13 protein-coding genes are annotated in these 13,327 nt (G+C 62.8%); 4 read left to right on the top strand and 9 right to left on the bottom strand.

Going from position 1 to position 13,327, the window contains the following annotated elements; all coding sequences use genetic code 11:
• Positions 1 to 146 precede the first annotated feature (146 nt).
• Positions 147 to 2,285: a catalase/peroxidase HPI gene (katG, locus tag NKH31_RS13440; RefSeq protein ID WP_254862303.1), complete on the top strand. Its 2,139-nt coding sequence runs from the start codon at positions 147 to 149 to the stop codon at positions 2,283 to 2,285.
• A 528-nt stretch (positions 2,286 to 2,813) separates the two neighbouring features.
• Here katG and NKH31_RS13435 read toward each other — a convergent pair.
• From NKH31_RS13435 to NKH31_RS13425, 3 genes are read right to left on the bottom strand one after another with little or no spacing between them, the layout of a single operon-like run.
• Positions 2,814 to 3,650 (bottom strand): ABC transporter permease, encoded by an 837-nt coding sequence (locus NKH31_RS13435; RefSeq protein WP_254862302.1) that lies wholly within the window; start codon positions 3,648 to 3,650, stop codon positions 2,814 to 2,816.
• On the bottom strand, positions 3,647 to 4,390 hold the full coding sequence (locus NKH31_RS13430) for an ATP-binding cassette domain-containing protein (protein WP_254864815.1): 744 nt from the start codon (positions 4,388 to 4,390) through the stop codon (positions 3,647 to 3,649). Before NKH31_RS13430 ends, NKH31_RS13435 begins: the two co-directional genes overlap by 4 nt.
• Positions 4,387 to 4,701: an ATP-binding cassette domain-containing protein gene (locus NKH31_RS13425; RefSeq protein ID WP_254862301.1), complete on the bottom strand. Its 315-nt coding sequence runs from the start codon at positions 4,699 to 4,701 to the stop codon at positions 4,387 to 4,389. Before NKH31_RS13425 ends, NKH31_RS13430 begins: the two co-directional genes overlap by 4 nt.
• Before the next feature lie 229 nt (positions 4,702 to 4,930).
• On the opposite strand from NKH31_RS13425, the gene NKH31_RS13420 reads away from it, so the two are divergent.
• Positions 4,931 to 5,674, top strand: a complete 744-nt coding sequence (locus tag NKH31_RS13420) for an arylamine N-acetyltransferase family protein (RefSeq protein WP_254862300.1) — start codon at positions 4,931 to 4,933, stop codon at positions 5,672 to 5,674.
• A 66-nt stretch (positions 5,675 to 5,740) separates the two neighbouring features.
• Here the strand turns inward: NKH31_RS13420 and NKH31_RS13415 are convergent, their stop codons facing one another.
• Positions 5,741 to 6,604 (bottom strand): ArsR/SmtB family transcription factor, encoded by an 864-nt coding sequence (locus NKH31_RS13415; protein WP_254862299.1) that lies wholly within the window; start codon positions 6,602 to 6,604, stop codon positions 5,741 to 5,743.
• 229 nt (positions 6,605 to 6,833) lie between these two features.
• On the opposite strand from NKH31_RS13415, the gene NKH31_RS13410 reads away from it, so the two are divergent.
• Entirely contained in the window at positions 6,834 to 7,241 is a 408-nt protein-coding gene (locus NKH31_RS13410) for a VOC family protein (protein WP_254862298.1), read from the top strand.
• Between the two features lie 69 nt (positions 7,242 to 7,310).
• Here the strand turns inward: NKH31_RS13410 and twy1 are convergent, their stop codons facing one another.
• From twy1 to NKH31_RS13395, 3 genes are all read right to left on the bottom strand, one after another.
• Complete coding sequence (gene twy1 / locus NKH31_RS13405) at positions 7,311 to 8,285, bottom strand: 4-demethylwyosine synthase TYW1 (protein WP_254862297.1); 975 nt, start codon at positions 8,283 to 8,285, stop codon at positions 7,311 to 7,313.
• Positions 8,286 to 8,356: 71 nt separating this feature from the next.
• Positions 8,357 to 8,734, bottom strand: coding sequence for a hypothetical protein (locus tag NKH31_RS13400; RefSeq protein WP_254864814.1), 378 nt, complete (start codon positions 8,732 to 8,734; stop codon positions 8,357 to 8,359).
• 132 nt (positions 8,735 to 8,866) lie between these two features.
• Positions 8,867 to 9,544 (bottom strand): HAD-IIB family hydrolase, encoded by a 678-nt coding sequence (locus NKH31_RS13395; RefSeq protein ID WP_254862296.1) that lies wholly within the window; start codon positions 9,542 to 9,544, stop codon positions 8,867 to 8,869.
• A 279-nt stretch (positions 9,545 to 9,823) separates the two neighbouring features.
• Between NKH31_RS13395 and NKH31_RS13390 the strand changes: the two genes are divergently transcribed.
• Positions 9,824 to 11,971, top strand: coding sequence for a hypothetical protein (locus tag NKH31_RS13390; RefSeq protein WP_254862295.1), 2,148 nt, complete (start codon positions 9,824 to 9,826; stop codon positions 11,969 to 11,971).
• Positions 11,972 to 12,094: 123 nt separating this feature from the next.
• Here the strand turns inward: NKH31_RS13390 and NKH31_RS13385 are convergent, their stop codons facing one another.
• Both NKH31_RS13385 and NKH31_RS13380 read right to left on the bottom strand, forming a co-directional pair.
• Entirely contained in the window at positions 12,095 to 12,232 is a 138-nt protein-coding gene (locus NKH31_RS13385; RefSeq protein ID WP_254862294.1) for a DUF7503 family protein, read from the bottom strand.
• Positions 12,233 to 12,357: 125 nt separating this feature from the next.
• Positions 12,358 to 13,290, bottom strand: coding sequence for a DUF368 domain-containing protein (locus tag NKH31_RS13380; RefSeq protein ID WP_254862293.1), 933 nt, complete (start codon positions 13,288 to 13,290; stop codon positions 12,358 to 12,360).
• Positions 13,291 to 13,327: the final 37 nt, after the last annotated feature.

Raw genomic sequence — 13,327 nt, 5'->3', positions numbered from 1 at the left:
AGAGACAGCGCAACACTCGTCCACAGTAGGAAACGGAGACACTCGTCGACCCAGTTTCACACAATCACAAAAATTCTTCTGTCAGAGCGAAGACTTGGTTTCCGAATTAGACACTCTTAATAGGCAAACGGAGCAATACCTCGACGATGACAGGGTCTGACCACGACTGGTGGCCGAACCAACTGAACCTGGAAATTCTCGACCAGAACGCCCGTCCCGTCGATCCGATGGACGAGGAGTTCGACTACGCCGAGGCGTTCCAGACGCTCGACCTCGATCAGGTGAAAGCCGACGTCAAGGACGTACTGACGAATTCACAGGAGTGGTGGCCGGCCGACTACGGTCACTACGGCCCGCTGATGATCCGGATGGCCTGGCACAGCGCCGGCACGTACCGGACCGTCGACGGCCGCGGTGGCGCCGCAGAGGGTGCCCAGCGCTTCGCCCCGCTCAACAGCTGGCCCGACAACGTCAACCTCGATAAGGCGCGCCGGCTGCTCTGGCCGGTCAAGCAGAAGTACGGGCGAAATCTCTCCTGGGCCGACCTGATGATTCTGGCCGGAAACTGCGCGCTCGAGTCCATGGGCTTCGAAACGTACGGCTTCGCTGGCGGCCGCGAGGACGCCTACGAGCCGGACAAATCCGTTTACTGGGGCCCCGAAGAGGAGTGGCTGGGTTCCGACCGCCACGACGAAGCGGGCACCCTCGAAGAACCCCTCGGCGCCGACCACATGGGCCTGATCTACGTGAACCCGGAAGGCCCAGACGGCGAACCCGACCCGGAGAAGGCCGCAGACTTCATCCGACAGACGTTCGATCGCATGGCGATGAACGACGAAGAGACGGTCGCGCTCATCGCTGGCGGACACACGTTCGGGAAAACCCACGGCGCCGCCCCCGACGACGCCCTGGGCGCGGACCCCGAAGCCGCCCCGATCGAACAGCAGGGACTCGGCTGGGAGAACAGCCACGGATCCGGTAAGGGAAGCGATACGATCACCAGCGGCATCGAGGGCGCCTGGACCGCCTGGCCGACCATGTGGGACACCTCCTTCCTCGAGAACCTGTTCGAGTACGAGTGGGAACTCGAAGAAGGCCCCGGCGGTGCGTACCAGTGGAAGCCAGTCGACGAAGCGGCCCAGAACACCGTCCCGGACGCGCACGATCCATCTGAAAAGCACGCGCCGATGATGCTCACGACGGACCTCGCGCTGGTGGAAGATCCGGACTACCGCGAGATCTCGAAGCGCTTCCTCGAGAATCCGGACGAGTTCCAGAAGGCGTTCGCGAAGGCCTGGTACAAACTGACTCACCGCGACATGGGCCCACCGTCGAGGTTCGTCGGCCCCGAGGTTCCGGACGAAGAACAGCTCTGGCAGGACCCGCTCCCCGACGTCGACTACGACCTGATCGGAGACGAGGAGGTAGACGAGTTGAAAGAGATCGTCCTCGCCACCGACCTGACCGTCTCGCAGCTGGTCAAGACCGCCTGGGCGGCGGCCTCGACCTACCGAGACAGCGACAAACGCGGCGGCGCCAACGGCGCGCGCATCCGCCTCGAACCGCAAAACGAGTGGGAGGTCAACGAACCGGACCAACTCGAGACGGTACTCTCGACCCTGGAGGCGGTCCGCGAGGACTTCAACGATTCCAGATCCGACGACGTGCGCGTCTCACTCGCCGACCTCATCGTGCTGGGCGGAAACGCCGCCGTCGAACAGGCCGCGCGGGACGCCGGCTACGACGTGACGGTCCCGTTCGAGCCGGGTCGAACCGACGCCACGCAGGCTCAGACCGACGTCGAGTCGTTCGAGGCGCTCAAGCCGACCGCCGACGGCTTCCGAAACTACCGGAGCGACGAAGCGGACCGGCCGGCAGAAGAGTTGCTGGTCGACAAGGCCGATCTCCTCGACCTGACGGCCGACGAGATGACCGTGCTGGTCGGCGGTCTGCGAACGCTCGGTGCGACGTACCAGGATTCGGACCTCGGCGTCTTCACCGACGAACGAGAGACGCTGACCAACGACTTCTTCGAGACCGTCCTCTCGATGGACTACGAGTGGGAGGCGACGTCTGACACAGAAGACGTCTACGAGGTCAGAGACCGCGAGACGGGCGAGACGGTCTGGGAGGCGAGCCGCGTCGACCTCGTCTTCGGATCGAACGCCCGACTTCGGGCCATCGCGGAAGTCTACGGTGCCACAGACGGCGAGGAGACGTTCGTCTCCGACTTCGTCGAGACCTGGCACGACGTGATGACGCTCGATCGGTTCGACCTGGAGTAATCGCGTCTGCGAGCGAACGATCGGTTCCTCTCGCGGGCGTTCCGCAGGGTGAATCGGGGCGAGGTGATTTTGGGCGGATTGACTGCTACTGTCGATAGTTGACGTTCGGGTCTATCTGCCAGCAATTTGCAGTTCGGAAATCGACGGGGAAACGAGCCTTGAAAGGCGGCGCAACTCCGGTTTCACAGATTCAGTCAATCTGTGTTTCAACCCATTATTTTATATGCTGAATATTAGAATTTTTCCGCATGGAGATGCAGATGGACGTCGGCGACTGGTTTCTTGGATATATCGCGTTCTTATTGACGCTGATCGTACTTGAATCTGGGATACGACGTGGACCGTTACTCCTTGACACGTTCATTCGCGTCTCCTACCGAGTCATACCCATACTTTTGGTCGGTTGGCTGGTCGTTACGCTGGCCTCGTACGTCATTGAGAACCGATACGACAGCCGAACGCCGTAGCGAGATTCCGACCGATCTCGATCCAACGTTCAAAGAGCAATCGTTTCTGGGTACGACGATCTTACCCCTGCCTGGCGAAAAGATACATCGTCACCGGGCCGAAGACGGCGACCAGTCCGGCGGCCATCGCGAGGACGAGTCCCACCTCGCCCGCCGACGCCGTCCCGTGCATCAGCCCGCGCATCGCGTCGACGAGGTGGCTAAAGGGGTTGACGTCGACGAACGCCTCGAGCCAGCCGGGCATCGTCGCCGGATCGACGAAGACGTTGCTGACGAACGTCAGCGGGAAGAGCACCAGCATGCTCGCGCCCATGAGCGATTCCGGCGAGCGCATGACGAACCCGAGTGCGGTCCAGATCCACGAGAGACCGAACGCGAAGACCAGCAAGAGCGCTACCGCGGACAGGACGCCGATGGCGCCGCCGTCCGGACGAAAGCCGAGGACGAGACCCAGCCCGATGACGAGGGTCGCGGCGATCGTGTAGCGGACGGCGTCGCCCAGTAAGGCGCCGACGATCACCGACGGTTGCCAGATCGGCGCCGTTCGAAATCGGTCGAAGACGCCCTCGTCGATGTCGTCGTTGATCGTCACACCCGTGTAGATGGAGATGAAGACGACCGTCATCGCGAGGATGCCGGGCAGGAGCTCCTGAAGGTACTCGCTCGTCGAGCCCGCGAGGGCGCCGCCGAACAGGTAGGTGAACAACAGCAAGAACATGACGGGAAAGGCGGTGACGTCGAAGAGCTGTTCGGGGACGTGCTTGATCTTGAGCAGGGCTCGCCAGCCGAACGTGAGCGACGCCGAGACCGGGTTCGGGGGCTCCGGTCGCTCGCCCGTCGCGACGGCCGCTCGGACGCGTTCGAGATCGGGGTCCTCGACGGCCGGATCGTCGCTCATCGTGACTCACCGCCGTCCGGTAGGTCCACACCGCGACACGATTGCGCCGTCGGTCTGTCGGTGAGCGCCAGGAACACCTCATCGAGGCTTGGCTGACCGAGCGAGAACTCGGTCACGTCGATCGACGCCTCGGAGAGCGCGGCGAACGCATCGAGGGCGATCGCCGGCTCCGTCACCCGGGCGGTCAGCGTTCGCGGATCCGAACCCGCTGCGACGAGATCGTCGACGCGCTCTGAAAGACGTTCGATGGCCCGATCGCGCTGGGCCGGGTCGGTGACGGCGATCGTGAGGACGCCAGAGCCGACCGCGGCTTTGAGGTCGCCGGGCGTCCCTTCGGCGATGATCTCGCCGTCGTCGATGACGGCGATCCGATCGGCTAGCTGATCGGCTTCCTCCAGATACTGCGTCGTCAGCACGACGGTGGTCCCGTCGTCGACGAGCGCACGGATGATCTCCCAGACCTGGTTCCGGTTGCGCGGGTCGAGCCCGGTCGTCGGTTCGTCGAGAAATAGTAGTTCGGGCGTGACGACGATGCTCGCCGCGATATCGAGTCGTCGGCGCATACCGCCGGAGTACGCGCTCACCTGCTTTCTCGCCGCCTCGGTCAGGCCGAACGCGTCGAGAAGTTCCGTCGCACGGTTCCTGGCGCCGCGTCGGGAATACCCCTCCAGTCTGGCCAGCAGGACGAGGTTCTCTCGTCCGGTGAGGTCCTCGTCGACGGACGCGAACTGGCCCGTCAGGCTGACTCGACGCCTGATTTCGCCGGGTCCTCTGAGACGTCGTAGCCGAGGACCCGGGCCGTCCCGGCGTCCGGCGCGAGTAACGTCGCGAGCATGCGAATAGCCGTCGTCTTCCCGGCGCCGTTCGGCCCCAGCAGTCCGAATATTCCGCCCCTGGGGACGGTTAGATCGATTCCGTCGACGGCCCGCGTCTCGCCGAATGTCTTCCCGAGCCCGCACACCTCCACCGCCGGCGGTCGGGTGTCGGTCTCATTGGAGTTCGCCTGTTCGGTTGCTGGTGGCGCCGTCTCGCGTGTCGTACTGGGAGTCATTACTTACTATCCGATAACGCGCGCTGGCACGATAGCGGTGTGGCTAGCGCGTTCTGGAAGTGAAATACCCCCCACGCCTACCGCCCGAATTCGTGGGAACGCGCGCCGCTCAGGTCACTTTCACCGTTCGGGAGTCGAGACGGTCTCGTTCGACCGATACTGGCCGTGAGTCGAGCACCCCGAATCGGAATCAGTGGCGCTTTCATCCAGCGGACGAATCTATTCGGCCATGAACGCGGCGGATTATCTGGATCGAATCGGGATAGCGCCCGACGGTTCGGGGTCGGACAACTCACTCGAGACGCTCCAGCGCCGCCACCTCCGTACCGTCCCGTTCACGAACGTCTACGTCGACGCCGAAATCGGGACGACGCTCGACCCCGAAACGGCCGTCGAGCGGGTCATCTCGGGCGGTGGCGGCCTCTGTTACGATCTCAACACGGCGTACGCCTGGTTGCTATCCGAACTCGGCTATGATGTCGATCATCTCTCCGCTCGCCCGCGCCGCGACGACGGAACGTACGGCCCCGAATACGACCACCTCGCGCTGCTCGTCGACGACCGGCTGATCGACGTCGGGTTCGGTGATTTCGCTCGAACGCCGCTCCCGCTAGACGGATCGTGGCGCCGAGACGTGTCGGGAACCTACCGCATCGTGGCCGTTTCCGACGACCGAGACGAGTGCACCCACGCCGTCGAACACCGGACGGACGGCGAGTGGGCAATCCGCTACCGGTTCGATCGCACCCCCCGATTACCGACCGAATTTGCAGAGATGGCCGACTTTCACGCGAACTCGCCCGATTCGCACTTCGCCGGCGATCGACTGGCGACGCTCGCCACGGCGGACGGGAGACGCACGCTCTCTGGTACGTCGCTCACGATCACCGAACACGGGTCGAAGCGAAAGCGAGCCCTTCCTGTAAGCGACGTCGAGGACGTACTCGCCGAGGAGTTCGGTATCGATCTGTGACGAACTGTCGAGGTTATTCGACAGCGGCGACGATGATGCGTTGGTCGAAACTCGGCAGATCGTCCGTTAGGCTACGACGACGTCCACGCGACAGACGCACCCCTCCTCGTCGAGCGTCGCCCGAAACTGATCGTCCTCGACGTGGACCTCGATGGCGTACGTGAAGGGATCCTCGGAGACGACGTCGACGACGCGACCGTCGTACAGCCACGGGATCTCCCACTGAGGAATATAGAAGAGATCCTCGTCGCGGTCGTGATAGAACGCCACCATTGCCGGGTGCTCTAGTAGTCCAGTTCCGGGGAGGGTGAAGCTCTCCAGCCGGCAGTGGCCACACCGGTGTTCGAACACGAACGGGAGCCCGGGCGGCGGTTCCGCGTCGTGAACGATCGTCCGATCCATGCGACACGAGCAGTTCGGACAGATGCCGCGATGGACGAGCGCGTTCGTGCGCCGAATTCGCTGGTCGAATACCCACAACCGCTCGGCGGACGACCACTCGTTCGATCCGGCGGGAGGAACCGGGTAACTCGCATACAGTTTCTCACACGATGGGCAGTCGATCTCGAGCCACCCACTGCCATCGACGGCCTGAAGATTCGATTCGCAACCGTGACAAGCCGCATCCAGGTCGTATGGCGATTTCTCCGAATCGTCCGTCTCGACCGCCGCGAGGACGGTCATGACGAGCTGCGAACCGACGACCGTCACGCTGTATTCATCGTCTGATTTCCGGACGAACTGGTCGCGTAGCGTCGAGAGGTGATAGGTGAATTGACCGCTGTCGTCTACATCCACCCGGTCGTACAGGTCGCTAAACGAGAGCGGACCGTGGAACCAGAGCGTCCGCAGGATATCCATTCGTAACTCGTTTCCGACGGCGGCGAACGATTCGTGAGTCAACCGACGCGTCGACTCTGACTCACCCATGGCAATCCTACGCAGCGACCCATCAAGAGCGTTCGCCGTATCTCGACGATTCGGTCCGACGATCGGGTGGGAGTACGCTACCGACGTCGTGAGGCGACCGCCTCCCTACCGCGTCGCTTTGGATTGTCCGGCTCCGAGGGACTGCGACGCGTTTGAAGAACGCCTATCAGCGTTCTATCTGAAACGACGTTCAGAGAGTGTTCTTGTGACCGCGTCGAGAAGGGAGCGTATGGTGTCGATCGGAAACGTCACGTTCGCGTGCGACGACCCGGACGGACTCGCGTCCTTCTGGGCGAGTGCCCTCGGGTACGAACGGGAGGAATGGCCGGACGAACTGCGAGAGGCCTGGGAGGCGTCCGGCGGGGATCCGAACGCCGCGGCCGCGATCGTCGATCCGACCGGCGATGGCCCGCGATTGTATTTCCAGAAGAAAGCGAAGTCGCCAACCGAGTCGATTCCCATCCACCTCGATCTGGACGCCGACGATCGTGAAGAGACGGTCGAGCGGCTCGTCGACCTCGGCGCTTCGGAAGTCGAGACGAAGACGCGCGAGATCGGACCCGTCTCGGAGACCTGGACCGTCATGCGCGATCCCGAGGGGAACGGGTTTTGCGTACAGGCGCCGCCCGAACCGTAGATCCACGTCAGAACGAGAACGATCGGACCTGTGGCGGTTTCAGGAACCGAACAGGCGTAGCCGAGCGACTCAGTCGCCGGCGACGGGATCGCGCGCCCAGAACTCGCTCTCTTTCTTCAGCTTCGGTATCCAGGTGTCCTCGGTGCGTGAGAGTAACGCCACGCGAGAGGCGGGGACCTCCTTCACGACGGGATGATTGGGCATGTGGTCGGCCACGGCCTCGGCGAACGCGACGACCTCGTCGTGGTCGGGCATCGTATCGCGATCGAGTCGCCCCCGGGAGTGTCCGACGTGCATGTACGCTTTGAGTTCGACGTAATCCGGGTCGGCTCGCTGGAAGAGCCCGGCGTACCAGTCGGGGCTGTGCATGTTCTCGCCGCGCAAGAGCGTGGTCCGAAGGACGGTTCGCGTCTCGTCCTTCTCGGCGAGTACGTCCAGGGTCTCGAGTAAGGTCTCCCAGGCGTCGTCTTCCATCGCGCGGACGACCTGGTCGAACGTGTGGCGCTCTGGGGCGTCCACGCTGACGTAGAGCTGGGTCGGATCGCACTCTCGCAGGACGGAAGGGCGGGTCCCGTTCGAAACGAGAAACGTCGTAATATCGCGGTCGTGGAAGGCCTCGATGAGTTCCGGGAGGTACGGGTAGAGGCTCGGTTCGCCGTCGAGCGAGATGGCGACGTGGCGCGGTTCCATCGCCTCCTCGAAGACGTCGCGTGGGACCTCGTCGTTTCCGCCGAATCCCGAGAGGAGCTTCGTCTGCAGTTCCAGCGACGCGTCGACGACGGCTTCGGGGTCGTCCCACTCGACGTCGTCTAGCTCGTAGGCGTGACCGCGGTGATCACGCCAGCAGAAGATACATCGCTCGTTACACCGGACGACCGGCGTCATCTGGATACAGCGGTGCGATTCGATGCCGTAGAAGATGTTCTTATAGCACTTTCCCTCGCCGCGAAGGGCGTTCGCCGTCCACCCGCAGGTCTGGGCCGCGGTGTGATTCACGCTGTGATAGTCCGGTGAATCGACCTGTTTGGGCCCGTCGTCGCTCATAACGGCTCGTTAGGGATAGATCACAAAAAGGGTCGTGGTCCGACGGTGACGACGAGCGACGCGACCTCGACTCACTCCGACGATCGATCGGAATCGTCGACATCCGTCCCGTCGGCCGAATTCGAGATCGGTTCGTGCGGGAGCGACCCGGGCTCGGCCGGCCGCTCATCCCCGGAGGCGATCTCGCGTTCGAACCCGTAGAGGACCAGCCCCGTGTTCGCCGTCATGATAACGCCGGTCATCGGTACCGGTGCTGTGAGATACAGCCAGAAGCCGAGCCCCATCGCCCCGCTCGCGATCGCCCCCCACAGCCGCGGCCGGGAGACGTCGTTGCGGGCTGCGTCGCGACGAATCCAGACGAAGAGACCGACGGTCACGACGAGGCCGAGGAGGGCAATCGCGATCGTCGACCCGTCGACTGCGAGGATCGATCCCGGAGCGGTGCGCATGCGCGCGTCTTCGGGTCCGACCGTCATATGGCTCTCGACTCGCGTTATAGATGGACTTCGACCACGCTGCCGGGACGCTCGGGCCGCTCGTCGTACGAGGGACTACGCGACCCGGGGACGTGCATCGATTGATCACGGACGCAGCCGGTCGAGGGCGGCCAGCGTGCCGTCGGCGTGTGCGCCGGAAAGCACCTCGTCGGCGGCGTCCTTCGCGGCGTCGTCGGCGTTCGCCACGGCGAAACTCCGTCCGACGCGCTCGAAGGTCGAGACGTCGTTCTCTGAGTCGCCGATCGCGACGCACGAAGAGAGGGTGACGCCGAACGCCGACGCGAACCGTTCGAGTGACGCCCCCTTCGTACACGTCGGGTGCGTGAGGTGGTAGGCGTAGCCCGTGTCGACGACGCTGAGTCCGGCGTCGTCGGCCAGTCGTTCGAGCGGTTCCAGGGGCTGGTCTCGACTGATCGCGAGTTCGGTCTCGCGCCAGCGGTTTACCGTGTCGACGCCCCGCCAGCCCGCCGAGTAGCCCGCCGCCTCGTACGCGTCGAGGACCTGCTGTGCGGCCTCCCGGTCGCCGACGACTTCGAGACTATCCGCCGTGAGGACGACGCCACCGTTCTCGGCGATTACCCGCTCCGGAATGCCGATGAAGTGACAGAGCGCGACGGGATACGGAATCGCTTTTCCGGTCGCCACCACGATCGGCGCCTCCCACGAAGCCAGGGGGTCGAACACGCGCGGATCGAGGCCTCGACCACCCGGCCGGGTCAGCGTTCCGTCGACATCCAGCACGAGCGGTGGTACCTTCGTCACAGGTCGAGTGTACTCGACAGTTCCTAAAAGCCTACCGTGTCGGTTCCCCGCTCGATCGGTACGCACGCGATGGTGACGGTTTGTACGCAAACAGAGTCGATCGACAGCTACCGCCACGTCGACATCGGACGGCGACTTCCATCACCCAGGTTCCGGGTACAACGATATCGAATTGATTGCGAATCGTATGCCCCTCCATCGAGTTAGAATTGGTGATTGGGGCAGGCATATACCAGTTGGTTTTTTGTCTGTGCGGCGGTATCGATCCAACAGCGACGAATGGCGATCGAGATAACTGCCGACACGGACCCCCACGGGCTGAAACTGTTCGATTCGAACGAACAGCGTCAGCTCTCGCTGAGAACGGACCGCCCCGTCACGCCCGTCGAGGTACCGACAGACCTCTTTTGTTTTCCCGTAGACACTTCCTACCGGATCGAGACCGCGTCTATCGTCTTCGACCACCGGTACCTCGTGAACGTTCACGCGGCGAGCGGCCAGTCCGTCGCGAAACTCACTGACGGAACCGAGTACGTCCTCGACGACGACGTTCAGTTCGTCGGGTTGGACGGACCGATGAAGTTGTACTGTCGAGTGGATTCACCGGGAACCGTCGAAGTCGGACTCAACACGATCCAGCTCACCTTCGACGAGCCGGTCGAAGTCGAAATCGGCGCCCGGTCACTACACAAACACCCGGCCGGATCCATCACGACCCCCGACGATCCGGCGTCGATGATGCGGGCCATCTCGGCGATGGCGTCGGCGATGAAGACGGACACGCCAGAGCGTTCGTGGCCGACGCTTCGGGGCCACCCGCCGCTCATCGAGCGCGGCGACGAACTCGACGTGCGAACGGAATCAGCGCCCCTCGATACCGGCGTTAGTATCGAAGTGTCTCCGCAACTGTCTCAACTGTATTCGGTCGCCCCGCTCTCGTTTTACCTCAGTGCCCCGCTCGTCGAGGGAGATACCCCCGCAATCCACACCGAGTCGACGTCGATTCCACTCCGCGATGAGAATCCGTTCGCCGACGACGTCGCGCGCGTTCTCAAACACGTCTTCTTCCTCGATTGTCTGGTTCGTACCGAGGGCGTCTACCGGTACGACCTCTACGAGCGCAAACAGGTGGAGCCGCACCTTCCCTGGGATCTCGAAGCGTTGTACGACGAATCGCTCTCCACGCGACTCGAGGCCTATCTCGAGGTGCCGTACGAACTCATCGAGCCGCACGTCCCTCGCTGGCCGTTGACGGCTCACGTCCCGGACGAGCCGAGCGCGATCGAGGTCCTCCCGTTCGTCGTAAACGAACTGGGGATCGTCCGGCCGTCGAGCGGAACCAAACACTCGATCGATACCGAGGTCGCTTCGGCTGCAACGACGAGAACGCCAACGGCACTGTCGGACACAGACGCTCACCGGAAGCGAGAACACGCGACGCTGGTTCGATCGGCTAGAACGACCCGGCGTCCGACGACCGATGGAATCGATTCGGAATCGACGTTTCCCGTCGTCGAACCGGACGTAACCGACGAGTCGATCGAACACGCCTGGTTCGGCGAGCTTGCACCTCAGGGCGCCTCGAAAGCGACGATCGAAGGCTATCGAAATCAACTCGATAGAAAATCGCGCACCCAGCACATCGACATCCTCGTCGTCTGCAACGACGCCCGGATGCTAGACGAACACGACCTGCTGGACGAAACCTACGGTTCCAGGGAACTGCTCCCGTTCGACGTCACCTCACGATTCGGCGTCTCGACGGACGAGCTCGCGACACTACTTTCCGACGGCGGATACGACTTTCTCCACTACATCGGGCACGCGACGGACGCGGGACTCGAGTGTTCAGACGGCGATCTCGACGTCCGAACGCTCGAGTCGGTCGACCTCGGCGTCTTCTTCCTGAACGCCTGTCACTCCTACGAGCAGGGGCTCGCGCTCGCCCAGCGGGGTGCGTTCGGGGGCGTCGCGACGCTCGGAGACATCATCAACGAACACGCCGTCGACTCCGGGGCGTCGCTCGCGAAGTTACTCAACCTCGGATTCCCGCTCCGCGGTGCCCTGGAAATTATAAGCGAGTGGACCGTCCTCGGCGAACAGTACCTGATCGTCGGCGATGGATCGACCGACATCGCACAATCCGACGGCGGGGCGCCGACGATCGTCTCCGTCGAGCCGACCGACGATCCCGTCCTCAGCTTTCGAACGTATCCCGCAAAGGAGTTTCAGATCGGCTCCGTGACCTCTCCGAACGTCAAGACGATCGACGAAATATACCTGCTTCCAATGCACGACGTAAAGACGAGCGTCTCCGTCGAGCAATTGCGAAAATACCTGACGTGGATCGAGACGCCGCTGGTGGTCGACGGTCAGTTGCGATGGAATACGGAACTGGGCTTGCCGACGTATCTCTCCGAAGTGTGAATTCTGTCGCGATGAGCGTCTCTCGGAACCGGCACGTTCTCCGAGATCAGACTGAAGCGTGGGTAGAACTCTCTCGACGGAGTGTGACTACGGTAGAACGAGCGGTCGATATCCGGACGCTACTTAGGGGCCGACGCCGACTTCCGTGGCACCGGCAGCGACGGAACCAGCCTGGCTCATCAGCACCATCGCAGCAAACAGGAATCCGAGCAGTCGTGGGTGCGCTTCAACGGCTTCTTTGACGCTGTCAGTTGCGGACATTACAATCCAAACGTCGTTTCCAATGGTAATATATTTATCTTAAATTTTCTTAATGTTTTTAAACGGATTAAATTTCCGACGAGTTTGAGGCCGTCGTCACACCCGGAAAGAGCGCGAACTCAGATTTAGGCCGGGTTCGAAACGGTCGTTCGATCGATTGCGTACCGATCGGCGAGAAGCACGATCCCCGCGCCGACGGATCCGCCGAGAATCGCGTACGACGGCGACCCGGTCGACGATTCGCCGAGAGCAACCGCCACCTCTTCGATCGGGAGTCTGAGCGCCCCGACCATCAAACTCACCAGGAACGTCATCGTCGCGGTGTGGTAGCGATCGAGCGCCACGCGGACCGCGTGGGCCATCGTGAAGAGTCCGAGAACGGCTCCGGCACCGAATACCGCGATAACTGTCCCTGGCTCGACGAGCGTCCCCACCGAGTTTCCGTCGAAGAGACCGGCCACGCCCGACGTGAAGTCCGAGAGCACGCCCGTCAGGTACTCGTACTGCCCGAGAACGAGGAGGAAAAACGCTCCGGATATTCCCGGCAACACCATGGCACAGATCGCAATCGCCCCGGTGACGAACACGATCGGGAGCGTGTGACTGGCACCCGTCGCCGTCACGCCGGTCACGGCCGCCGCGAGAACGATCCCACCGGCCGCGACCAGAACGCGCTTTGGCGTCGTGACGTCGACCTCGCTATAGAGGACGATCGCACTCGCGGCGATAAGCCCGGTAAAGAAGGCGTACGTTGGGACCGGATGCGCCTCGGTCAGGTACGCCATCGCGTTCGCGAGGACGACGACAGCCGAAACGGCACCCAGACCGAGCGCGAGAAGAAAGGGCAGATCCCACTCGAGAAGTTCGCTCCACAGCGCCGCTCGCCCATCTCGACTGGAAATCTCTCGAAGTTCGCGCGGGTCGATCGCCGTAATCGCTCGAATCATACGATCGTAAATCCCGACGATGAGAGCGATCGTCGCACCCGATACCCCGGGAACGGCGTCTGCGGCACCCATCGCAAATCCCTTGCAGTAAACGACAAGCCCCTCGCGCATTACCGGCTCTATTCTCGGACCGGCCAAAAGGATTCGC

It is taken from the genome of Halovivax gelatinilyticus (assembly GCF_024300625.1).
In the GTDB taxonomy this organism is placed as follows: Archaea; Halobacteriota; Halobacteria; order Halobacteriales; family Natrialbaceae; genus Halovivax; species Halovivax gelatinilyticus.
Note: the sequence above shows the minus strand (reverse complement) of the source record. Positions and strands in the feature narration are given on the sequence as shown.